Below are 19,075 nucleotides of genomic sequence, written 5' to 3' on the forward strand. Positions count from 1 at the left end.
TTCACCCCACTCCCTCTCATTTCCCCCCCCTTTTGTTCTGGGGTTTTTTTTTTTTTTCTTCTTTGGTGGGGGGTTTTTAGTTTTTTTTTTTTTTTTTCTTCTTTTCTCCCCCCCCCCCCCCCCCCCCCCCCCCCCCCGACGCCCTCCCCTCCACCCCGCCCTGGGTGGTCATGGTGGCGGCCCCGTACCTGGCGGGTACGGGGCCGCGTGTGTGCGTGGATGCGAGTCAGTAGGTGGGGCAGATGTGCTTGTGCGCGGCGTTGAGGATCTTCTCGCCGGTGGTCGTGTCGCGTCCCTCGGGGTGGTCGGGCGAGGTGAAGCGCTGGGCGGCGGTCTTGGCCTGCTTGGCGGTGTCGCCCGGATAGCGCTTGATGCCGCTGCAGGTGTCGATGCCGCGTGAGATGGCCTTCTCTTCCTTGCCGTGGACGATGTCGGGGTCCACGGCGTCGAGGGCCTTGATGTAGGCGGCCCAGTCCGTGGGGTTCGGGGTGGGCGGCAGGCCGGCGGCTTCGCGGATGCTGGCGCGCTGCTCGTCGGTGAGTTCGGGGGCGGATGCCGTGGGCATCGGGTCGTTCGCCTCGGGGGTGCTGCTGCAGGCGGCGAGGAGCGCGGCCGCGGCGAGCGTGGCCAGGGCAGTGAGGTGTCGTGTTCGCATGCCGTGCACCGTGGCGGCCGAGCTCCCGCCTACGGGCGCATATGGGGCGCTTGTGACGGTGCTGTGGCGGAGTTGTGACGGGGTGTTCGGCCCCGCTGCCCGGGCGCTGCGCGCACACCTGGTGAGGCGCCCCGTTCGGGGCCCCCACGGGGGAGACTCTCCGTCCCATCGCCAGGCAGCGGGTGTCAAGGGGCGCCGATGCCGACGAGGCGGAGGGCGCGGGCGCGGGTGACTTGTTCGGCGCGTGCGATGTCGGTCCGGGCGTAGACGGGGTGGCCCTGCTCGTCGAGGCCTGCGGCTTCGAGGTGGCCGCGGTGGGCCCAGGAGCGGATGGTGGCGGGGGTGACGGCGGCCGCGCCGGCGGAGACGAGGCGGCGCCATGTGGTGGCGAGGTCGGCGGCCGCGGGGGCGGTGTAGAGCTCGTCGGTCACCTGTGGCCACCCCCGCCCTGATGTCCTGGCCTACGGCCTGCGTGGGCCGGGGTGGAGGCGGCCGCATCGGCATTGGGGGCGGCGGCGCCGTGCCCGGTCCGAGCGGTGATGCACGCGTAGGCGTTCGAGTAGGCGCGAGAGCATCCCGTTACTTCCTCAGCTGGGCATACGTGTGGCGCTGGCAAGAGTGTTGCGCTACGTGAGGGATCTTGTCCAGCAGGAACGCCGCGGCCCGCCACACAACGGATGTGTGGCGGGCCAGTGTGAAGCCCCGACTCAGTCGGGTCTGAGCGGCGAACCCAGTGTCACACGGGGCGAGTTCAGGGCCGCCACTCGTCGCGGTAGCCGGGCCGGTCCGCGTACCGCAGCGCGAGGTATCGCGCGGCCTCCCCCAGCCCGGCTGCGCGACCGTACGCAAACTCCGGCTCGGGGTCCTCGGTGTCCAGGTCCGCGACGGCTTCGTACGCGGCCAGTAGGGCTCGGTCGGCTTCGATATCGCGCAGCACCCGAGCAGGATCGTGATGGGCGACGTGTTCGCCACGCCCCTGCTCCAGGAAGTCCTGGAGCGGGAACGCTGCGATGAACTCGGATCGCTCGACGAGTTCCTGAGGTAGCGCGCCGCGCCGCGAGAACACGAAGCCGTCGTTGTAGTACCAGTCTGGGCCCGTGTCCTGGGCGGCGGCCCGCGCGATCCTCTCGTCCTCGTCGAGCTGGGCGCGCAGCCACTGCACCAGGTCGTCCATGGGTTCATCCTTCCGCATGGTCAGGCGGCTGCATCGTCGGTGGCGGTCTGGTGGGCGCGCAGGACTTGTGCGGCGTGCTGGTCGTAGTCGGCGTGGCTGAGGTGGTGGCCGCACACGGTGCAGGTGATGCCGTCCTGGCCGTCGACGGACGCCAGCCCGAAGGCCTTGCAGGCGGGGCAGGGGGCGGCGTAGTGGTGGCGGTGGGGTACGGCGTGGGTGAGGTCGCGGATGCGGTGGATGAGGTCGCCGAGCTGGTCGTGGAAGTCGGTGACGAGCGGCAGGGTGAGCGTGAACGGCAGGTAGGCCGTGAGCCATTTGCACCAGCCGGTGATGGTCTCGCCCTTGGCGGGCCAGGCCTGCTGGCAGGGCATGGTGTGGGCGGTGCCGTGGGCGTCGCGGGTGGTGGCGGGGTAGTGGTAGGTGATGTGGCCGGCCCAGGCGCCGAGGACGGCGCTGATGGGCGGCTCACCCTCGTCGTCGCTGCCAGGGCGCGGGTCGTAGCGGCCCGGGCCGACGAGGAGGTTGAGGACGCGGAGGTCGACGGGGATGGGGGCGTGGGCGCGGCCGGTGCCGCCGATGCGTCCGGTGGGCGGGCGTGAGCCGGGCGTGATGAAGGCGCCGAGGAGCTTGGCCTGTCTGGGGAGTTCGGCGAGCCACTCGCGCAGCTCGGCGGCGCAGAGCGGGCAGGCGTGGTGGCCGTCGGGGGCGGTGCGGGGGCAGATGGCGCAGTTACTCACGGTCGGCTCCAGCGTCGTGGCTGCGGCAGGTGTGTTCGCGGCCGCCGGTGCGGAAGGCGGCTTCGCAGCAGTCGCGGCCCTGGGCGTGCAGTCGTTCCATGGCCATGCGGGAGCGCTCGGCCTGCTGGGCGACGTCGTCGAGGAATGCCTGCAGGGCGCCGTCGCCTTCGTCGTGGCTGATCTGGGCCTGGATGGTGCCGAGGAGTTGTGCGATCACGCAGCGCGGCAGGACCGTGTCGAGGCGCTTGGTGGGGCCGTCCTGGGAGAGGTGCCGGCCGAGCAGGGATACGGCGATGGCGCGCTGTCCGTGCTCGCAGCTGGCGTCTTGGGCGATCTGGACGCCGGTGTTGCCGACGAGGAAGAGGTTACGGGGCCGGATGATCTCGAAGCGTTCGGTCACTGGTGTCTCCGGTCGGTGGGCGACGGGCATTCGTACTGGCGGGTAGGGGTGGTGTCTCGCGCGCACGCGCGCCTGCGATTGCGCGCGCGAAACGCAGGCGCGCGTGCGCGCGCGAGGCTCACGCTTCTTCGGGGGCCGGTTCGCGGAGTGCGTAGGGCTTGGTGCCCCAGCGCTTCTCGACCTCGTCCTCGGTCACGGGGATCTCGCGGTAGGCCTTGGTGGGCAGCTGCTCGCCGGTGCGCAGCGCCCACCAGCCGGCGCACACCATGGCGCCGAGCGGGAGGCCGCGGAACGTCGCAACGGGCGTGTACTGGCCGGAGGCGTTCACGGGGAGGCCCTGGTGGCAGTAGAAGGGCTCTTGCTCGGGTAGCTGGGCGCCGTTGGCCTCGAGCTCGGGCGAGCCGGGCCGGAATGCGCAGTCCGCGCAGGGGGTGCGCATGACGCCGGGCGGGCGTGGGGCGCGTTCGGCGTCGCCGCACGGGTCGTCGGTGAGGCCGACACCTGAGCAGTGGTGACAGCGTTCCGTGCCGCCCTCGGTGGCTCCGACCAGGCCGCCGAGGCAGAACGGGCATTTCCACAGCAGGATCAGCAGGTCGCCGCTCACCGGCCCTCCTCGGTCGGGAGGATCGCTTCGCGCAGTTCGGCGAGGCGGGCGTCCCACCAGCGGGACATGGAGGTTCCGAGGGGCGGGGGGCCGGCCTTCACCCACTGCTCGTACAGGGCGGTGACGCGCTGTACGTCGGCCTCGGCGCTCTTGTGGAGTTCGGCGGTGAGGCGGGTGGTTGGCAGGATCACGGCTGACACGACGTCCGCCATGTGGCTGTCCCAGTCGTACTCGCCGCCGTCCATGGGGCCGGGCTCGCGCCAGTTTCCGCAGACACAGGGCATACGGCCGTCGGCATCGGCCTGGTCTCTGTCGGTGCTGAGCTGGTGCGCGCGCGTGGCTTCGGCGAGCAGTTCGCGCAGCGCGGGTGTGCGTGGGCCGGGCGCGGGCCCGTCAAGGGCTTCGCGGATGCGGCCCTTGTCGTCGATGAGGGTGTGCTCGGGCTCGTCGGCAATGAGTGCGAGGAAGTGGAGCCCGTCCTGTGCGTGCCTGGTGTTGCCGTTCTCGTAGAGGTGGGTGGCGTAGGCGCGGACGCGGGCGATGGCGCCCTCGGCTCGCTGCGTGGCCTCCCCGGCGGTCTTCAGCTCGCGCTCGCGGTCTCGGGCGATTGCCTGCCAGTCGACGGGCGCGTCCTGCTCGTTGGGGTGGAGGGGCCGGATGCCGGGGTGTCCGCCGACGGCCTGGCGGCGGACGCGGCGGAGGCCGTCGACGATGTCCTCGACCTGGCTGACGGGGACGTAGACGGAGGCCGTTTGGCTGTCACGACGGCGCTGCGTGGTGATCGTGACGACGTCGACGCTGAGGATGGGCTGGCCAGTCGCGGCGTCGGTGAGGCCGGGGCTGATGTGCATCTGGTCGCCGTCGGGGTCGGTGTACTGGTAGGTCATTGGTGCTTCCTGGTCTGGTTGGGGCAGTTGGGGTCGTGGCGGGTGGCGGTGGATGTCCACCAGGTCTCGCAGCAGGCCTCGTTGAGGGCGTGGGTGACGGTGTCGTCGATCGCTGCGGTGTGCTGGGTGCGGGCGGCGTGGCGTGCCTGGCGGTCGTTGCGGGTGTCGATGGCGCGGCATACGGCGGTGTAGACGGCGGCGAGGAGGCCGAGGAGGACGGCCAGGCCGAGGAGGGCGATGAGGCCCCCGAGGGCGGCGACGGTGAGGGTCTGGTCGGGGGTCATCGTGCCCGGTGTCCTCGGCGGCGGTCGTTGATGTCGCGGATGCACTCGAGGCTGAGGAGGACGGTGACGGTGGCGCCGAGGACGGTCCACATCCACTCGTCTCGTAGCGCGGCTGCGAGGGTGGAGGCGATGGCGATGAGCGTGACGGCGGCGGTGGTCGCTATGGCGCGACGGCTGGGCACGGGGCCGCTCGGGGTGACGGGGTTCATGCGGGGTCTCCGAAGATGGCGGTGTAGGCCTTGTCTGCGCGGGCGTGGGCCTGGCGGATGCGGTTGTCGGTGTGGTGGGCGCCGGCGATGCAGTCGGGGTGGTCGCAGTCCGTGGTGCGTTGTAGGCGGCCTTCGGGTTCGCGGCCGTGGTGCTTTTCGAAGGCGATGGCGCGGGCGTTGTGGGTGCGGCCGGAGGCGGTCAGGGGGAAGCCGCGGCCGGCGCGGGGCCCGGTCCACAGCAGGTGGCCGCCGACGGTGTCGGGCTTGGTGTGCCGGGTGAATGCCTGGTCGATGGTGAGTCGTCGGGCGGCCCAGGCGTTGTGGTGGTCAGGGACCGGGATGCCGTGGATCTTGCGCAGCTCGCACACGCGGTTGGGGCTGAGCCGGAGCGCGTTGTAGATCTCGGCGTGGGTGGCGCCGGCGCGGAGCATGGCGACGGCCTGGTCCTCGATGGCGGCGAGTTGGGCGCGGCTGCGCTTGGCGCGGCCTGCGGGGACGGGGATGTTCAGGGCGCGCCGGGTGCGGATGACGGTGTAGCTGCTGACGTGCAGCTGCTGCTTGATCTCCTCGACGGTGGCGCCCGCTTGGAGCATGTCGGCGACGTCGGCGCGTACGGCGGTCACGGCAGCTCCCGGGGGATGTCGGTGTAGGGGCAGATGGACAGCACGGCGTCGTGGCGGTTGCCGCAGGAGCGGCAGCGCCAGGCGCGGAGCCATGCGGGCAGGAGGTGGGTCATCGCTGCCACCTGACGGGGCGTACGCCGGTACGGACGCGGGCGGCGGACATGCGCCTGCGGGCCGGTGAGCCGGGCGGGGCGGGCACGGCGCAGGTGGCCACGTGGGGCATGTGGAGGGCCTCGGCGCCCTCCACTGTGGGGCGGTCCTTGGTGAGTTGTCGTACGAGCCAGCGGCCGGTGTGGTCCTGGCGTACGGCTTGGTTGCCGTCGGGGTTGCGGTCGCGGTCGACCATCTGGGCGCGCTGGTTGGTGGTGGTGCACCAGATGACCGGGGCGTGGCATCTGGGGCAGGTGGCGGGCCCGTTGGGGGCGGGCGGGCGTGGGGTCGGGTAGGGCATTGCATCGGGTCCTTTCGGTGGTCAGTCGTTGGCGAAGATCACGGTGGCGATGCCGAGCCATGTGAGGACGGTGGCGATCACGCCGAGGATCGCGGCGAGTTGTCCGTCGGTAGTGAGTGCGTAGGTGACGCCTCCGGAGATGCCGCCGAGGGCGACGCCGAGAAGGAAGAGCGGCATGGTGGTGGCCTTTCGGTCAGGTTCCGGTGGGTCTGCAGGTGGCGCAGAGGTCGTGGGTGAGTGGGGTGCGGGAGGGTGCGCGGCAGTGGGCGCATTCGTGCCAGGGCTTGGTATGTGGTGGGTGGGCGGTGCGGGCACGGTCGGCGGCGAGCTCGGCGCAGGCCTTGCAGGGGGCGTGGGTGTAGCGCTGGTAGCCGCGGACGCAGTCGGTGGTGCCGCAGTGGCCCGGGCGGGCGGGCAGGGCGGCGCCGAGGATCCATGCGGCGGGGTCGCGGATGTCCTCGCGTATGGTCCAGGCGCGCAGGGTGCGGATGGAGTCGCGAATGTCCTCGGCGAGAATCCCGTCATCGAGCTGGCGGCCGATCTCGCGGGCGATGCGGCGTACGGCGAAGTCCGTGCAGGCGGGCAGGAGATCGGCTACGGGGGCCAGGACGGCCCAGACGCGTGGGCTGAGGGTCAGCTGGGGTCCGGCGTACGCGGGGGGCGCACAGGGGCGCACACGGCCTCGGAGGGCCGGGGGCACGTCCGGTGTGTTACCGCTGGTACCCACAGGCGGGGTGACCCACTTACGGTCATCTCGCCTACGGCGGAAAGAACCACGCTCGTGCGTGCTTCTCCGGTCGTTCAGTTGTAGGTCTTCCTTATACGCGGGGGATCCGTCACCAAGATCGGGACCCGATCCGTCACCAGGATCAGGAGTCGGGGTGTCCTCGGTGACGGGGCGGACGGGGTCGTCGTGGACGGTGATGGCGTGGCGGCCTCGGTAGCCGGCGCGTTTGTCGAGGGTGATCCAGCCGAGCGCCTGGAGCTCGTCCAGGAGGCGCGCCACGGAGGCCTCGGCGAGCGGCTGCCCGGCGAGCTTGCCGCCGTGGTGGCGCAGCAGCTGCGCGAGTTCGGTCAGGGTGGGCTGGTGGCCCTTGACGAGGACGGCGTAGCGCAGGCCGAGGTAGAGGCGGTGCAGGAGCGGGCGCAGCGTGTCGACGGCCAGGACCGGCCCCCACACGTGCGCCTCGCCCTTGTCGATGTCGCGGCACCACCGCTCGGCGGTCTGCCCGGTACCGGTGATCTTGTGGGTCTTGCGCTTGGTGAAAAGTTCCTGCACACCGTCCGTCGGCGCAGGCGTTCGCAGACGGCGGGCCGAGCGCTCGCCGCTCGACTTCGACCAGCCGAGGAAGGCGGCGATCTTCTCCATGGACGCGGTTGCCGGGCGCCCGTGTGAGAGGGCCTTGACCTTCCCGTAGAAGTTCGTGTCCCCGGGGGCGTACGCGTCGGCGTCGACGACGACACGCAGCGGGTACTTCACCCACTGCCCGCGCCCACCACGACCGGCCCCGCCACGGTGGCGGGGCTCGGAGGCGGGCTCAGGCAGACGGTGCACGGGGTCCTAGCTGGTGTCATCGGCGACCTGGTCGCCGTCGGGGACGGTGTAGGTGGCGCCGCACGGGCCGGTGCGGATGCCGGGGAAGATGTGCCGGTGGAAGGAGCCGCATCCGCCTTCGCCGTTGCAGTGCACGGCGTACTCGGTGCGGCCCTGGGTGCGGATCGGCTCCACCGCGGCGGCGGCCGGGCCGCCCCAGCGCGGCGGGTCGGAGGGCAGCAGCGATAACTGCTGCTCGTGGCCGCTCACCGTGGCTCGCCCGTACTGGGAGGCACCCGCTCCGTGACGGCGGCCGCCGGGAGGGTGAGGGTGATCGGGCGCGCCACGTGGGTCTGCTGGCCGGGGGTCGCGGGAGGCCGCTGCAGCATCCCGGCCCTGTCCAGGTCGCGCAGGGAGAGCTTGACCGATTTCTGTGGCAGCCCGGTGAGACGGGCCAGTTCGCCGATGTGCTGGATTCCGCCGGCGGGCAGGTAGCCGTCCGCACCGGCGTGGTGGGCCAGGACGAGCGCGAGCAGCCGGGGCGCGTAGAACAGGCTGGTGTCGGCCTGGACGGCGCTCTCCCAGAGGCGGCGGTCGTACGGGGGCGTGTCCGCCGGACGGCTGGCCGGGGGGCGGCGGGTGGCTGCGAGGACGGCGGGGGTCGGTACGGGTCTGGTCTCCATGGAGGTCTCCCGGTTGTGGTCGCTGCGGGATGCCGGGCCCCGGCGGGGGCGGGGCCCGGCGGTGGATGGGACGTCAGCCGCGGCGGCGGCGCGGGGCGAGCTTCAGCAGCGCGAGGCCGGCCGCGAACAGCGTGGTGGCGGCGACGACGGACGTGAGGGTGTTGAACCCGGCTCCCGTCGCAGCCAGTGCGCCGGTGGCGACGGATCCGCTGCCGATGACTCCGTACATGTGTTGAACTGCCTTTCTGTGTGGGTTTCCTGATGAGGTGGAACGCTGGATCAGGTGGCGGTCCAGCGCTCCTCGCGCCGCAGCGCGAGGTCAATGAGGGCGCGGAAATAGACCGCGTGCTGGAACAGGTCGTAGACGAGCTCGAGGACCAGGAGCGCGGCCAGGAGGCGGGCTCTCCAGCCCATGGCCCAGATGGAGACGACCTTCTCGACGACGAAGACCATCCCGATGGCGGTCCAGAACGGCGAGAACTCCAGGCGGCCGAAGAGCAGCAACTGCCAGGCGGTGAGCCACAGGTAGAGGGCGAACGCGAGGGCGCCGAGCCCCATCATCAGCTGCTGCCCGAAGTAGCGGGCCGTGACCTTCGTCAGGCCGTAGGTGCGCAGGTTCTCCAGGGCGCCGCGCTGCCACCGCATCCGCTGCTGCCACAACTTGCCCAGCGTCGGCATGACTTCGGTCGTGACCGTGCACGCGGCCGGGCTCATCGTGCGGTAACCGAGCGTCTTCACGGCCTTGGTGATCTCGTCGTCCTCCGTGAGGGAGGCGAGCGTGTAGTACGAGGCACCGCCGGGCAGACGGCCCGCCTGACGGGCGGCCTTGAGCTCCCGCAGCACACGCACCCGGAACAGGGTTGCGGTGCCGGTCAGGACGGTGGCGCGGCCGCCGCGGCGGCCGATCTCCCAGGCGTAGCGCTGGTACTCCATGCGCTGCAGCTGGCCCAGCAGGCCTGCGCCGTCCTCGCCGTAGAAGACGCCGCCGACCGCGCCCACGCGGCGCTTCATCGCCGCGGCGGCGTGCTCGACGAAGCCGGGGTTCAGGACGGTGTCGGCGTCCTGGATGAGGACCAGGTCGTCATCCCCGAGCCCGGGCAGGACCTCGTCCAGGGCGTGGTTCAGGGCGCCGGCCTTCTTCCCCTCGATGCCGTGCAGGTCCAGGACCCAGGCGCCGGCGTCACGGGCCGTCTCGCGGGTGGCGCCGTCGTCGGTGCAGTTGTTCGTGACCGCGATGATCTCGTCCGGGGTGCGGGTCTGCGCCTGAAGCCCGGCGACCGCCGCGGCGATCCGCTCGTGCTCGTTCCGGGCCGGGATCAACGCGACGATCCGCGGCCGGCCGGGCATCGGTATGACGACCTGGCGCAGCTGCAAGGTGTCAGTGGTGTGCATCTGGTGTGTCCTCGGGTCAGGTGGGTGCGGGGTGGTCAGAGGTCGGCGCCGATGCGCCGCAGTGCGGCCCGGGCGTTCAGGAGTGCGCGGGCGTTGGTCCGCACCCCGGGCGCGGGCATGATCACGACCTGGCCGGAGGGCGAGGTGACCTTGCAACGGCGGTGCGAGCGGCCGGTCTTGGCCTCGACGGTGAACCCCTGATCGGTCAGGGCCCGTATCAGCGCCGGGATGTCCTTGTGCGTCATCAGGAATCTCCTGCCGGGGTGGTGGGTGTGCGGCGCGATGGCCAGCCGGGGCCCGGCTCGGGCGGCGGCCGCCCGGCCAGTGCCCACGGGCTGTGGCGGTCACAGCGCCAGCCGCACGGGTACGGGCGGGCGTAGGTCAGGTCGTGCGGCCACCACGGCACGTCGCACTGATGGCGCCTGGCCGGGCCAGGTCTGCCCGTCACGGCCGGCCGCCGTCAGCCGGGGCGACCGGCGGCGCGTTCGGGGACGGCCGGGGCACGGCTCCCGGAGGCGGACTGCCGCAGGACGCGGACAGCAGCAGCGCGGCGAGCGCGAGAGCCATCAGCACGGCGTAAGCGCGGATCAGCACCAGCCACCTCCGGGGTAGTCGTTCGAGGTGGGCCGCCCGCCCCGCCTCCAACAACGGGGCGGACGGCCCGGTCATCAGGCGGCCGGCCGGACGGCCGACGGCTTCAGCCGCATCTCGATCACGTCGAAGGCCTGGCCACGGCGCAGCAGGCCGCGGCCGCGGGCGGTGCGGTAGGCGGTCGCGAGCCGGTCGACGGCGAAGTTGATGACCTCAGCCGCGGCCGCGCCGGTCTCTTCCAGCAGCGCCAAGTCCTCGGCCAGGCCCGGGAAGTCGTCCAGGTCGACGACCAGGCGGCGCGGCCTGGCCGGGGCCTGGCCGACCAGGACGTCGAGGTGGCTGGCCACCCTGGCGGCCACCGGCCGTTCCTGGTCGGCCACTTCAGCCACCGGCTCAGCCACCACACCGGTCGCCTCGGCCACCGGCTGAGCCAGCGGCCGCGCCAGCAGCTGCTCGGCCGCGTACCGGCTGATCCCGAGCTCCTTGCCGATACGGCGCGCCCCGTAGCCGAGTTCCGTCTTCAGCCGGTGCGCCTCGGCGTGCTCGTCGACGCCGCTCACTGCCCGGGCCCGATGTGGACGGGGCGGCCGTCACGGACGATGGTCAGCGCGTGCGGGCCAGCCTCGAACCACAGCTCCATGAGCGGGTCCGGGGCGTCCTCGGCGGCGAAGCAGCCGACCATGCCGTCGAGGAACTCGGTGTCCTCGGGCAGGGTGTGGGCGAGCAGCTGCATGGACAGGAAGCCGTGGGCGCCCGCGGCGACGATGTACGTCTCACCGAACGCTTCGGCCAAGGAGCCGGCCTCGTGGTGGACGTGGACCAGGTCGCCGGGGCGTACCGGGTGCCAGGGCGCGGACTCGAGGTCGACGCCGGCCGACATCAGGATGCCGACCTCGCCGACGAGGTCCCGGGCGCGCTTGGCGTCCTCGGCCTGGGCGAGCGGGCTCTGCTGCTCGGTGTCGTCGGTGAGCGGGAGCTGGTCGGCGATCTTCAGCGCGAGCATGTCCACCTGCATCGCCCACGGCTTGGGCGCCTCGGGGGTGGGGCTCTCGATGTGGGCCAGTGCGCGGCCGTAGATCAGGTCGGCGGCGGGCACGTTCTCGACGGGCTGCTTGAGGACGCGGGTGATGATCTTCAACGCCTCGGTGCGACGCATGTTCGATTCCTTGGGTGGTTGGTGCCCGGGCGGGCGGGACGGTTGTCAGGGCACGTCCCGCCCGCCCGGAGTGCGGGGAAGGGGCAGGCGCTCGCGTGGATGGCGGCCGCGGCCAGGGCCTGGGTGGTGTGCGCGATCCACGGCACGGCGAGCGCGTCCAGGCGGGTGCCCGGGCGGATACGGCCCAGGGGGCGGCCGCACTGGCAGGTGCCGACCAGGTCGGGGCCGCGGTTCTCGATGACCAGGGCGTGACCGGCCGGGAGGCTTCCGGCCATGGCGCCGGCGGTGGCCGCGTCCATGACCGTGAGCGCGGTGTCGACGGCGTCGGCGAGCTGCGGCACGGTCGCCGTCCACTCCGCCACCGTCGAGCCCGGGCCAAGGCCCTGGACCAGGCGGCCGCGCAACTCGTGCGCGAGGACCGGCCGCTGAAGGACAGGGCGGCGCAGGACGGCGGCGATGGTGTCGGCGCGGTTCATGCGGTGCCTCCATCTCGGCGGTGGCGGCCCGGGCCAGGAGGGCCGGGCAGGCGGGTGTGGATCAGGTCGGCGTGCCCCCACCGGGCCGCGGTGGGCAGCTGCGGCGCCGTGGCGGGCTTCACGTGCAGGACGGCGGGCGGGGGCTGGCGCCGCTCGAACAGCAGGTGCTCGAGCACCACGCACACGCAGAACGCGGCAACGGCGGCGGCGAAGATCAGCAGCCAGATCACCAGGTCACCTCCCGCTCGTCGAAATGGCAGAGGGCGATGTCCAGGTAGACGGCGTGCTCCCACCGGGCCGTGCGGTCCGAGGGCTCCCACGCGTCGTCGAGGTGGTGACGGGCCAGGTGTTCGGCGGCCTCCTTGACGACCTTCGGGGCGGCCAGGACGTTCAGGTCGAGGAGGATGTGACCGCCCTCGCAGTCGTGCGCACTCCAGCCCGTGACGTGCGACCAGGCCAGCGTCAGCCCGTACGGCTCCACCGCGTCGTCGAGGACCGGGTGACCCGGCGTCCAGACCAGCCGGAAGTACAGCTCCGGCAGCCCCGGCTTACCCCGTAACCCGGTCTCGAGGAACTCGGGCGCGAGACCGTGGGCGGCGAGCTCGGCGTACACGGCGTCGCCGTACGGCAGCTGCGGCAGGCTCAGCGCCCGGGTGGCATCGCCCACAGACAGCCGGCCGCTATCGAGGGTGCTCTTCCCGGAGGCGCCGGCCTGGCGCAGGTTCTGCTCGGCGGCGCTCACCGCGCACGCCCCTCGGCCTCGGCGGGGGGCAGCTGGGCGGCGACCCACTTCGCGGCCGCGGTCACCGACCGCAGCGTTGCGTCGTCGCCGCTGTTGCGGGCCCAGTCGATCCGGCCCCGCAGGTACTTGCTGTCGCGCGGGTCGGTCGCCGCCGACCAGGTCACGCCGCCGCGCTTGCCGCGCGTCTGCATGATCACGCCGACCACGTCCGCGCGGGTGACCGCCTTGACCCCGGGCCGGGTGACGAGGAAGTCGTACGGCTCGTCACTGCCCAGGCGGCCGAAGTCGAGGAACGGCTCGCCCGGCCACAGCAGCAGACCGGCCAGGCGGCGGGGCGGCAGACCGTAGCCGCGCGTCGTGGTCGCCGTCGTGCCCCGGCTCGTGGAGCCGTGCTCGCCGACGATGACGATCGCGGCCTGGCACGAGGTGCACACCACGCGGACCGTCGTGCGCGGGTACCGGTCGCTGTGCCCGCAGTCCTCGTTCGGGCATTTGTGGGGGTTGGCGTCGCCGCCGTTGTACCGGTAGCGGAACTCCTCGGGGTCCGTGCGGTAGTCCACCGACCACGCGGGCTTCTTGCAGCCCGCCTTGTGCCCCGGCTGCTCCCAGCCCAGATAGGTGCTCTGGACGGTCGTCACAGGCCACCGCCCTCGGTCACGCGGACGGCGTAGACGAGCTCTTCCGGGGTCACGCACTGGGTGCAGAGGTCGATGTTCTGGTTGTTGGGCGCCCAGAGGCAGCCGCCCTCGCAGGGGGTGTTCTCGGTGCAGCCGCAGCGGTGGCAGCGCGCCTCGTCCGTCTCCTGGACGGTCGTGACGTCCTCGGCGGTTGTCGTCGTACAGCTGGAGGCAGGCCAGCCGAAGTGACCGCCCGCGCCATCGGCCATGGCGTGGTCACCGTCGTGCCCGGTGGGGAGGTCGCAACGACGGCCGTAGGGGCTCTTGTTCCGGCAGAACCCGGGCGCCTCCTCGACGGGTGCGATGTCCTCGGCGAGGAGGTAGGGCACCTGCTCGTCGGGGTCGATGGCGGCGGCCTGGTCGTCGGCGGCGAGTTCGTGGCCGGCGCGGGCGAGCGCGTCGACAACGCACATGTCGCTGCAGTACCAGCGGGGCTCATCCCCCAGGGATGCGACCTGCAGGCGGGACCAGCCGAACAGGGACGGGTCGGAGGCGTCGTAGTCGTCGACGGTGCCGCAACCATCGGTGGGGCAAGGGGCGTGGATGTCGCGGACCTCGAGCTGCAGCAGGCTCGCGAGGGCGCGGCGTTCCTCGGCGGACAGGACGAGGTCGGCGCGGCCGCCGTGGACGCTCTCGCACTCGACGATCGCCATCTGATCCGCGTCCCCGGGCTGCGGCACCTGGGCGCTGCGCTTCCACGACAGGGTCATGGGGGCGGTGTCGTAGGGGGTGCGGGCGTGGGCGGCGGCGTCGAGGATCGCGCCCACCGGGAGGTGGTGGGTGGCGGGGCGTCCCTCGCACAGGCGGAGGATGGCTTCCAGGGTGCGCTTGCGTTCGGCGAGGGCGGTCTTCAGGTTGCGTGCGCGGTCGGTCATCACCGCCACCTGTTCGCCGCGCTGGGTGACCTCCTCGCGCAGTGCCGTGATCTCGGCGGCGTACTCGGCGCGTGCCTGCTCGCGGGCGGCGTCCGCGATGTCCTTGGCGCGCTGCGGGTCGAAGAGGATGCCGGCGTCGTGCTCGGCCTGGGCGAGTTCGGCGGGGGCGGTGTGTCCCTGTTCCATCGCGGCGCCGAGGACGCCGGTCGCGGCCTGCAGGGAGGTCACGACGGGCGCTGCCGGGCCCGCGGGTGCCGGGATCACTCCGGTGTAGGAGGTGACGGCAGCCTGCAAGGGGCGCGGGTCGTACGGGACTTCCGGGGGCAGAGCTCCGGGCGGAGTCTGGGATGATGCAGTCACGGGTGACCTCGATTCGTGTTGGTTGAGGTGTGCCGAGGGGTCGTGCACCGGGGACCAGCCGGGCGCGGCCCCGTTCTCTTTGGGTCAGGCGGCCGCCGTACGGGCGGCAGGGCGGCGCGAGCGGGCATCGGGCGCGGGCACTGCCGTACGGCGGGCGCCCATCGGGATCAGGGCGCGCAGCAGATCGGCGTCTTCCGGCGTGAGCGACGGCGCAGCATCGACGACCCGGCGGACGTAAGCCCGCCGCTCCTCCCGCGTCACGCCGCGCTCTCCGTGTCCGGCTGCGAGCGCTGGTCGAAGTCCTCGATGTCGAGCTCAAGGACCCTGGCCAGGACGCTGCGCAGCTTCGGGCGCGGGACCTGAACCCCGCGCTCGATCCGGCTGAGCGTGGACTCGCTCACGCGCGCGCCGTCGGCTGCGCACTTCTCGGCCAGATCCAGCAGAGTCATGCCGCGCCGAAGCCGCCCCTGCTTGACTGGGCTTCTCACTTGAATTGGCATGAGACGCAACTTAGCGACTGAAGACGTAAGAAGCAATAAGCGTGGGTAGGTAAGTTCACGCAAGCTACACAGATAAGGGAAGCCTTAATGCGCTAGCTTGCGTAAGGTTGCGTTCCAAAGTGGCAGCAGCGGAGGAGCGGGGCATGAAGCCGTTCGAACGGCTGGACGAGGCGATGAATCGCCGGCGTCTTGAGTTGCGTATGAACTGGCGCCAACTGGCCGAAGCGGCTGACATCTCGTACACCGCATTGCGAGCCATCCGCCGGGGCGAGTACCGGCCCACCGAGCTGACGGCACAAGCCCTCGACGAGGCCCTTCAATGGGAGCCCGGCTCCGTCTTGGCGATCCTTGACGGGGGCGACGCCACCCCCATCAAGGCGCACACCGACCGTCGCGCAGTCTCGGGACAGGGCGAGTCGGCGCAGGCCGCCGACCCGTCACTGTCATCGCGGGAGCTTGACGCGCTGGCTGATCTGATCGATGTCGCGGCGGAAAAGCTGGGACTGACGCCGGAAGAGGCCGAGGAGGCGTTCCGGCGCGGGCGGGCGAAGATCGAGCGCCGGCGGGCGGCCGAGCAGGCGCAACAGGAGAGTGAAGGGCGTCGCGGCCGCACCGGTTAAACGAGTAACGCTTTGATCACGATGCGTAGATATATGCACGCCTGTGACGCCTTGCGAGCAGAGAGTGTTCATCACCCCCCACATAGAAAGCCCTTTACACGCAGGGGGAGGTGTCGAGGTGATCAATCTCGGCCAAGTGGTCGCGGCCATGGCAGTTGGAGCCATGCTGGCCATCGCGATCGTCCTCGTGTTCCAGCTCCACAGCTGGCAGCGACGGGACACACAGCAGCCGAAGACAGAGCAGGAGACCGCCCGGGAACAGCGGATCGAAGCCGCGGCCCGGTTCGCCGACGAGTACTTCGATGAGTTCTACGACGAGCTCACCAGCGGCGACGACGAGGACAAACCCCGCAAGCTGCCGTACGGGACAAAGGTGGTGCGCTCGAAGGGCCACCTGCACCTGATCGGTGCCAGCGCCGCGGCGATCGCCTCCATCACCGCAGTCGCACGCGAGGCGCTACGCGAACACCGGGGACTGGCCGGCGCCACCATCGGCGGCCTGGCAACAGCCGGCGCCGTGACCACCCTGACGCTGACGCCCTGGACGTCCGACAACCACGCCGGACCGCCGCAGCCCTCGGCGCCGTCGGCGACCAGCTGGCCCTCTCCCACACCGCCCCCGGACAACCCGACGCCCGCACCGTCCGGCCCAGCCGACCCCGCACCGTCCGCGCCGGCCACAGCTCCCCCGCCGTCGGCCAGTCCGTCGCCGAGCCCGTCCAGCACGTCGGTCTCCGTCACCTCCCCGAGCCCCACCGCGGTTTCACCGACCGCTCATACGCCGACGGCGCCGGGCCAGGGCCGCGGCCCTCAGGGATCCACACCGCCCGGCCACGGCCGCCCGGATCAAAACGGCGGCAGCGGACGGCCAGGCGACGGCGACGAGGAGGACGGTGAGAGCAGCGAACAGCCCCAGAACACCGGCCGACTCGCGGTGGAAGCCATGCTGTGCGGAGATGCCGGCATAGGGCCGCTAGCGGACGTCGGCGTCTGCGTCCGCGGTGGCCGGTGACGGGGTCCTGGCGAGCGCGGGGATCGCACCCTTGACGTGCCGCCACGAGATGCGTTCGGCGACGGGCTGGTTGGGCCCGGTGCGGGGGCTGGGCAGGATGTACGGGTAGCCGAGATAGCGCGGCGAGAGGATGAGCCGGACGACGTCACGGCGAGCAGCGATCGTCGCCTCTTGCCACGACGCCCACACATCGGCCCCCGGCTTGATGATGGTGAGGACCGAGGACGGCAGCGTCAGCTCACGCTCGCGTGCCTCCAGTTCAGCGACCTCGTCCTCCTTCGCCTGCAGGGAGTTGGCGAGCAGACGGATCTCGGCCATGGTGGAGCCCTTGGCCTCACGCATTTCGTCGCGCTCGGCGCGGGCCTTGGCCAGCTCGGCCTGCAGCTTCAGCACGGTGGCGTCGTCGCTGCCGGGTGCCCGGAGCACGTCGTAGATGTCGTCGCGGGCGAGGAACTCCAGCAGCACGCCCAGGTCCCCCGGCTCACCGATGATCAGTTCGTCGACGGGCTGCTTCTGGATGACGAGGCACGCGCCCCCGGCGCACTGGTACGCCGCCTTCCTGCGGCCGCTGTTCTCATCCATGACGCGGAACAGGCTGTCGCACCGGCTGCACCGCAGGCCGGCCGTGAGCTCGTGCCGCGTTCCCCCGCCCCGGTATGTGGCACGCCCGGCGAGGAGGCGCTGCACCCTCCAGAAACGGTCGCGGGGCACGATGCCGTCCCACGTGCCCTCGTAGGTCTGGCCCTTGTGGGATCTCAGCCCCGTGTACGAGTGCCGGTCCACCATGTCCCGCAGGTGCTCATGGGTGAAGGGGCGGCCCGAACGGTTCGTGTACCCGCGCTTGTTGAAGCGCCGCGTTATCTCAGCCATCGGCACCCCGAGCTCCAGCAGCCGGAACAGCTCCCTGACCACGATGGAGCGCACCGGGTCCTCGGCCCAGGTCTGCAACTTGCCCGTCTTCGGGTCGTACACCGGCATGAGTCCGTACGGCGCTTCCCCGTACGGGCGGCCCCGCATCGCCTGATTCCCCGCGGTACGGGTCACGCGCCGGTGGGTCTTGTACGACTCGTACTCCGAGTCGTTGGCGTCGTCGATCAGGGCCTTGCGGTCACGGCCGTTGGCGGGGTCGTACAGCCGCTCATGGGTCGTGACCCAGATCCTGACGCCCTTGTCCTCGCAGAGTTCGATGAAGCTGACCCACTCGCCCACGCGGCGGGATCCCCGGGAGGACTCCCACAGCATCAGGATGTCCGCGCCGAACCGGCTCTCGCGGCCGGTCGGTCCGGTTTTGAGGTCCGCGACCATCTGCTCGAAGTCGTCGCGGCGCTTGCGTGCGTAGCGGGAGGCGCTCAGGCCGTCGTCGATGTACGGCTCGGGGTGAAGGTCCCAGTCGTTCTCGTCGGCCGCCGCGGTGTTGTCGCTGCCCTGGTCCTTGAGGCTCGTGCCGCCCTTGGGGTCGGACAGACGCTGATACTCGCGCGCGACCAGGCGCCGGCCGTTCAGGTGGTGTGTCACGCGCTGAGTTCACAACATAATCGCCACATCTAGCAAGGCATGTGGGAACCCATGCCGGTCGCGGCCACCTTCGCCTTCGCCCGCGACGACGGCGCCACCCTCGGCGACCTGGCCCTCCTGGACACCATGGTCACGGTCGTCGACGCCGCGGGCTTCCTGTCCGAGCTGGACAGCGGCGACGAGCTCGTCGAGCGCGGCCTCGACCAGTACGAGGACGACGAGCGCACCGTCAGCGACCTCCTCGTCGACCAGGTCGAGTTCGCGGACGTCATCGTGCTCAACAAGCTCGACCTGGTGGACGCCGTCACGGCGGACGGGCTGCGGGCCGCGCTCGGCCGGCTGAACCCCGCCGCGCGGATCGTCGACGCCGTACAGGGACGCGTGGCGCTCCACGAGGTGCTCGGCACGCGGCTGTTCGACCTGGAGCGGGCCCAGCAGGCGCCGGGCTGGGTGCGGGAGCTCAACGGCGACCACGTGCCGGAGACCGAGGAGTACGGCATCTCGTCCACGGTGTTCCGCTCGGAGACGCCCTTCCACCCCGGGCGGCTGTGGACCTTCGTCACGGACGAGCTCGACAGCGGGGCGTACGGGAAGGTGCTGCGCTCCAAGGGGTTCTTCACCCTGGCCAGCCGTCCCCGGGTGACGGGGCTGTGGTCGCAGGCCGGTTCCGTCGCCCGCTTCGAGCCCAGCGCCGCACGGGACGCCGAGGCGCCGTACGCCCAGGAGCTGGTCTTCATCGGCACGCACCTGCGGGCGCCGGCGCTCCGGGCCGCCCTGGCGGAGTGCCTGATGGCGGACGGCGAGGGCGTCCCGGCCGCCGACCCGTTCCCGGCGTGGGACACGTACGGCATCGACGACGCCTGCGAGCACGAGCAGGCGGCCCCGCTCCAGGTGTCCGCTCACTGAGCTCCCCTCGGG

31 protein-coding genes and 1 pseudogene are annotated in these 19,075 nt (G+C 71.7%); 3 read left to right on the forward strand and 29 right to left on the reverse strand.

Annotated features, from left to right (window positions below; all coding sequences use genetic code 11):
- Positions 1-226: 226 nt before the first annotated feature.
- From ACZ4UU_RS39175 to ACZ4UU_RS39310, 28 genes are all read right to left on the reverse strand, one after another.
- Positions 227-655, reverse strand: a complete 429-nt coding sequence (locus tag ACZ4UU_RS39175) for a hypothetical protein (protein WP_471908188.1) — start codon at positions 653-655, stop codon at positions 227-229.
- Positions 656-840: 185 nt separating this feature from the next.
- Positions 841-1,086 (reverse strand): MerR family transcriptional regulator, encoded by a 246-nt coding sequence (locus ACZ4UU_RS39180; protein ID WP_471908189.1) that lies wholly within the window; start codon positions 1,084-1,086, stop codon positions 841-843.
- A gap of 320 nt (positions 1,087-1,406) precedes the next feature.
- Positions 1,407-1,829, reverse strand: a complete 423-nt coding sequence (locus ACZ4UU_RS39185) for a DUF6221 family protein (protein WP_471908190.1) — start codon at positions 1,827-1,829, stop codon at positions 1,407-1,409.
- A gap of 20 nt (positions 1,830-1,849) precedes the next feature.
- Positions 1,850-2,566, reverse strand: coding sequence for a hypothetical protein (locus ACZ4UU_RS39190; protein ID WP_471908191.1), 717 nt, complete (start codon positions 2,564-2,566; stop codon positions 1,850-1,852).
- A complete protein-coding gene (locus ACZ4UU_RS39195; RefSeq protein WP_471908192.1) occupies positions 2,559-2,966 on the reverse strand; it encodes a hypothetical protein in 408 nt (135 codons plus the stop codon). Before ACZ4UU_RS39195 ends, ACZ4UU_RS39190 begins: the two co-directional genes overlap by 8 nt.
- Before the next feature lie 118 nt (positions 2,967-3,084).
- On the reverse strand, positions 3,085-3,570 hold the full coding sequence (locus tag ACZ4UU_RS39200) for a hypothetical protein (RefSeq protein WP_471908193.1): 486 nt from the start codon (positions 3,568-3,570) through the stop codon (positions 3,085-3,087).
- On the reverse strand, positions 3,567-4,457 hold the full coding sequence (locus tag ACZ4UU_RS39205) for a hypothetical protein (protein WP_471908194.1): 891 nt from the start codon (positions 4,455-4,457) through the stop codon (positions 3,567-3,569). The genes ACZ4UU_RS39200 and ACZ4UU_RS39205 overlap by 4 nt, the downstream gene beginning before the upstream one ends.
- Positions 4,454-4,741: a hypothetical protein gene (locus ACZ4UU_RS39210; RefSeq protein WP_471908195.1), complete on the reverse strand. Its 288-nt coding sequence runs from the start codon at positions 4,739-4,741 to the stop codon at positions 4,454-4,456. Before ACZ4UU_RS39210 ends, ACZ4UU_RS39205 begins: the two co-directional genes overlap by 4 nt.
- Positions 4,738-4,950 (reverse strand): hypothetical protein, encoded by a 213-nt coding sequence (locus tag ACZ4UU_RS39215; protein WP_471908196.1) that lies wholly within the window; start codon positions 4,948-4,950, stop codon positions 4,738-4,740. Before ACZ4UU_RS39215 ends, ACZ4UU_RS39210 begins: the two co-directional genes overlap by 4 nt.
- A complete protein-coding gene (locus tag ACZ4UU_RS39220; protein WP_471908197.1) occupies positions 4,947-5,573 on the reverse strand; it encodes a hypothetical protein in 627 nt (208 codons plus the stop codon). Before ACZ4UU_RS39220 ends, ACZ4UU_RS39215 begins: the two co-directional genes overlap by 4 nt.
- 109 nt (positions 5,574-5,682) lie before the next feature.
- Positions 5,683-6,024: a hypothetical protein gene (locus ACZ4UU_RS39225; protein ID WP_471908198.1), complete on the reverse strand. Its 342-nt coding sequence runs from the start codon at positions 6,022-6,024 to the stop codon at positions 5,683-5,685.
- 21 nt (positions 6,025-6,045) lie between these two features.
- Positions 6,046-6,201: a hypothetical protein gene (locus ACZ4UU_RS39230; protein ID WP_471908199.1), complete on the reverse strand. Its 156-nt coding sequence runs from the start codon at positions 6,199-6,201 to the stop codon at positions 6,046-6,048.
- A 16-nt stretch (positions 6,202-6,217) separates the two neighbouring features.
- Complete coding sequence (locus tag ACZ4UU_RS39235) at positions 6,218-7,579, reverse strand: hypothetical protein (RefSeq protein WP_471908200.1); 1,362 nt, start codon at positions 7,577-7,579, stop codon at positions 6,218-6,220.
- 6 nt (positions 7,580-7,585) lie between these two features.
- Positions 7,586-7,828, reverse strand: a complete 243-nt coding sequence (locus ACZ4UU_RS39240; RefSeq protein ID WP_471908201.1) for a hypothetical protein — start codon at positions 7,826-7,828, stop codon at positions 7,586-7,588.
- Positions 7,825-8,241 carry a hypothetical protein gene (locus ACZ4UU_RS39245; protein WP_471908202.1) on the reverse strand — a complete coding sequence of 139 codons (417 nt, stop codon included), beginning with the start codon at positions 8,239-8,241 and terminating at the stop codon, positions 7,825-7,827. Before ACZ4UU_RS39245 ends, ACZ4UU_RS39240 begins: the two co-directional genes overlap by 4 nt.
- A 73-nt stretch (positions 8,242-8,314) precedes the next feature.
- Positions 8,315-8,470, reverse strand: coding sequence for a hypothetical protein (locus ACZ4UU_RS39250; protein WP_471908203.1), 156 nt, complete (start codon positions 8,468-8,470; stop codon positions 8,315-8,317).
- A gap of 50 nt (positions 8,471-8,520) precedes the next feature.
- On the reverse strand, positions 8,521-9,633 hold the full coding sequence (locus ACZ4UU_RS39255; protein ID WP_471908204.1) for a glycosyltransferase family 2 protein: 1,113 nt from the start codon (positions 9,631-9,633) through the stop codon (positions 8,521-8,523).
- Between the two features lie 35 nt (positions 9,634-9,668).
- Entirely contained in the window at positions 9,669-9,878 is a 210-nt protein-coding gene (locus ACZ4UU_RS39260) for a hypothetical protein (protein WP_471908205.1), read from the reverse strand.
- 199 nt (positions 9,879-10,077) lie between these two features.
- On the reverse strand, positions 10,078-10,227 hold the full coding sequence (locus tag ACZ4UU_RS39265) for a hypothetical protein (RefSeq protein WP_471908206.1): 150 nt from the start codon (positions 10,225-10,227) through the stop codon (positions 10,078-10,080).
- A gap of 74 nt (positions 10,228-10,301) precedes the next feature.
- The gene (locus tag ACZ4UU_RS39270; RefSeq protein ID WP_471908207.1) at positions 10,302-10,784 is read right to left on the reverse strand and encodes a hypothetical protein; all 483 of its coding nucleotides are present in this window, start codon (positions 10,782-10,784) and stop codon (positions 10,302-10,304) included.
- Positions 10,781-11,380, reverse strand: coding sequence for a hypothetical protein (locus ACZ4UU_RS39275; RefSeq protein ID WP_471908208.1), 600 nt, complete (start codon positions 11,378-11,380; stop codon positions 10,781-10,783). Before ACZ4UU_RS39275 ends, ACZ4UU_RS39270 begins: the two co-directional genes overlap by 4 nt.
- Positions 11,359-11,856, reverse strand: a complete 498-nt coding sequence (locus ACZ4UU_RS39280; protein ID WP_471908209.1) for a hypothetical protein — start codon at positions 11,854-11,856, stop codon at positions 11,359-11,361. The genes ACZ4UU_RS39275 and ACZ4UU_RS39280 overlap by 22 nt, the downstream gene beginning before the upstream one ends.
- Positions 11,853-12,086 carry a hypothetical protein gene (locus ACZ4UU_RS39285; RefSeq protein WP_471908210.1) on the reverse strand — a complete coding sequence of 78 codons (234 nt, stop codon included), beginning with the start codon at positions 12,084-12,086 and terminating at the stop codon, positions 11,853-11,855. The genes ACZ4UU_RS39280 and ACZ4UU_RS39285 overlap by 4 nt, the downstream gene beginning before the upstream one ends.
- Entirely contained in the window at positions 12,083-12,598 is a 516-nt protein-coding gene (locus ACZ4UU_RS39290; RefSeq protein WP_471908211.1) for a hypothetical protein, read from the reverse strand. The genes ACZ4UU_RS39285 and ACZ4UU_RS39290 overlap by 4 nt, the downstream gene beginning before the upstream one ends.
- Positions 12,595-13,236, reverse strand: coding sequence for a hypothetical protein (locus ACZ4UU_RS39295; RefSeq protein ID WP_471908212.1), 642 nt, complete (start codon positions 13,234-13,236; stop codon positions 12,595-12,597). Before ACZ4UU_RS39295 ends, ACZ4UU_RS39290 begins: the two co-directional genes overlap by 4 nt.
- Entirely contained in the window at positions 13,233-14,510 is a 1,278-nt protein-coding gene (locus ACZ4UU_RS39300) for a hypothetical protein (protein ID WP_471908213.1), read from the reverse strand. Before ACZ4UU_RS39300 ends, ACZ4UU_RS39295 begins: the two co-directional genes overlap by 4 nt.
- An 84-nt stretch (positions 14,511-14,594) precedes the next feature.
- On the reverse strand, positions 14,595-14,771 hold the full coding sequence (locus ACZ4UU_RS39305; protein WP_471908214.1) for a hypothetical protein: 177 nt from the start codon (positions 14,769-14,771) through the stop codon (positions 14,595-14,597).
- The gene (locus tag ACZ4UU_RS39310) at positions 14,768-15,010 is read right to left on the reverse strand and encodes a helix-turn-helix transcriptional regulator (protein ID WP_471908215.1); all 243 of its coding nucleotides are present in this window, start codon (positions 15,008-15,010) and stop codon (positions 14,768-14,770) included. The genes ACZ4UU_RS39305 and ACZ4UU_RS39310 overlap by 4 nt, the downstream gene beginning before the upstream one ends.
- Before the next feature lie 143 nt (positions 15,011-15,153).
- Here ACZ4UU_RS39310 and ACZ4UU_RS39315 point away from each other — a divergent pair, with 143 nt between their 5' ends.
- Together ACZ4UU_RS39315 and ACZ4UU_RS39320 are read left to right on the forward strand one after the other, a co-directional pair.
- Positions 15,154-15,630: a helix-turn-helix domain-containing protein gene (locus ACZ4UU_RS39315; RefSeq protein WP_471908216.1), complete on the forward strand. Its 477-nt coding sequence runs from the start codon at positions 15,154-15,156 to the stop codon at positions 15,628-15,630.
- A 148-nt stretch (positions 15,631-15,778) separates the two neighbouring features.
- On the forward strand, positions 15,779-16,642 hold the full coding sequence (locus ACZ4UU_RS39320) for a hypothetical protein (protein WP_471908217.1): 864 nt from the start codon (positions 15,779-15,781) through the stop codon (positions 16,640-16,642).
- Here the strand turns inward: ACZ4UU_RS39320 and ACZ4UU_RS39325 are convergent.
- The gene (locus tag ACZ4UU_RS39325) at positions 16,604-18,157 is read right to left on the reverse strand and encodes a recombinase family protein (protein ID WP_471908218.1); all 1,554 of its coding nucleotides are present in this window, start codon (positions 18,155-18,157) and stop codon (positions 16,604-16,606) included. The two genes, ACZ4UU_RS39320 and ACZ4UU_RS39325, sit on opposite strands and share 39 nt — an antisense overlap.
- Positions 18,158-18,193: 36 nt before the next feature.
- Between ACZ4UU_RS39325 and ACZ4UU_RS39330 the strand changes: the two are divergent.
- A pseudogene (locus tag ACZ4UU_RS39330) lies at positions 18,194-19,063 on the forward strand (GTP-binding protein); the annotation flags it as partial.
- Positions 19,064-19,075 lie beyond the last annotated feature (12 nt).

The sequence above is a fragment of the Streptomyces sp. NPDC028907 genome (assembly GCF_055564995.1).

Bases quoted from the DNA above. Each gene is read 5' to 3' on its own strand.
- ACZ4UU_RS39215 (WP_471908196.1), bottom strand. From the start codon at position 4,950: ATGAACCCCGTCACCCCGAGCGGCCCCGTGCCCAGCCGTCGCGCCATA.
- ACZ4UU_RS39225 (WP_471908198.1), bottom strand. From the start codon at position 6,024: ATGCCCTACCCGACCCCACGCCCGCCCGCCCCCAACGGGCCCGCCACC.
- ACZ4UU_RS39310 (WP_471908215.1), bottom strand. From the start codon at position 15,010: ATGCCAATTCAAGTGAGAAGCCCAGTCAAGCAGGGGCGGCTTCGGCGC.
- ACZ4UU_RS39320 (WP_471908217.1), top strand. From the start codon at position 15,779: ATGGCAGTTGGAGCCATGCTGGCCATCGCGATCGTCCTCGTGTTCCAG.
- ACZ4UU_RS39175 (WP_471908188.1), bottom strand. From the start codon at position 655: ATGCGAACACGACACCTCACTGCCCTGGCCACGCTCGCCGCGGCCGCG.
- ACZ4UU_RS39255 (WP_471908204.1), bottom strand. From the start codon at position 9,633: ATGCACACCACTGACACCTTGCAGCTGCGCCAGGTCGTCATACCGATG.
- ACZ4UU_RS39280 (WP_471908209.1), bottom strand. From the start codon at position 11,856: ATGAACCGCGCCGACACCATCGCCGCCGTCCTGCGCCGCCCTGTCCTT.
- ACZ4UU_RS39275 (WP_471908208.1), bottom strand. From the start codon at position 11,380: ATGCGTCGCACCGAGGCGTTGAAGATCATCACCCGCGTCCTCAAGCAG.
- ACZ4UU_RS39185 (WP_471908190.1), bottom strand. From the start codon at position 1,829: ATGGACGACCTGGTGCAGTGGCTGCGCGCCCAGCTCGACGAGGACGAG.
- ACZ4UU_RS39230 (WP_471908199.1), bottom strand. From the start codon at position 6,201: ATGCCGCTCTTCCTTCTCGGCGTCGCCCTCGGCGGCATCTCCGGAGGC.
- ACZ4UU_RS39315 (WP_471908216.1), top strand. From the start codon at position 15,154: ATGAAGCCGTTCGAACGGCTGGACGAGGCGATGAATCGCCGGCGTCTT.
- ACZ4UU_RS39205 (WP_471908194.1), bottom strand. From the start codon at position 4,457: ATGACCTACCAGTACACCGACCCCGACGGCGACCAGATGCACATCAGC.
- ACZ4UU_RS39260 (WP_471908205.1), bottom strand. From the start codon at position 9,878: ATGACGCACAAGGACATCCCGGCGCTGATACGGGCCCTGACCGATCAG.
- ACZ4UU_RS39210 (WP_471908195.1), bottom strand. From the start codon at position 4,741: ATGACCCCCGACCAGACCCTCACCGTCGCCGCCCTCGGGGGCCTCATC.
- ACZ4UU_RS39250 (WP_471908203.1), bottom strand. From the start codon at position 8,470: ATGTACGGAGTCATCGGCAGCGGATCCGTCGCCACCGGCGCACTGGCT.
- ACZ4UU_RS39245 (WP_471908202.1), bottom strand. From the start codon at position 8,241: ATGGAGACCAGACCCGTACCGACCCCCGCCGTCCTCGCAGCCACCCGC.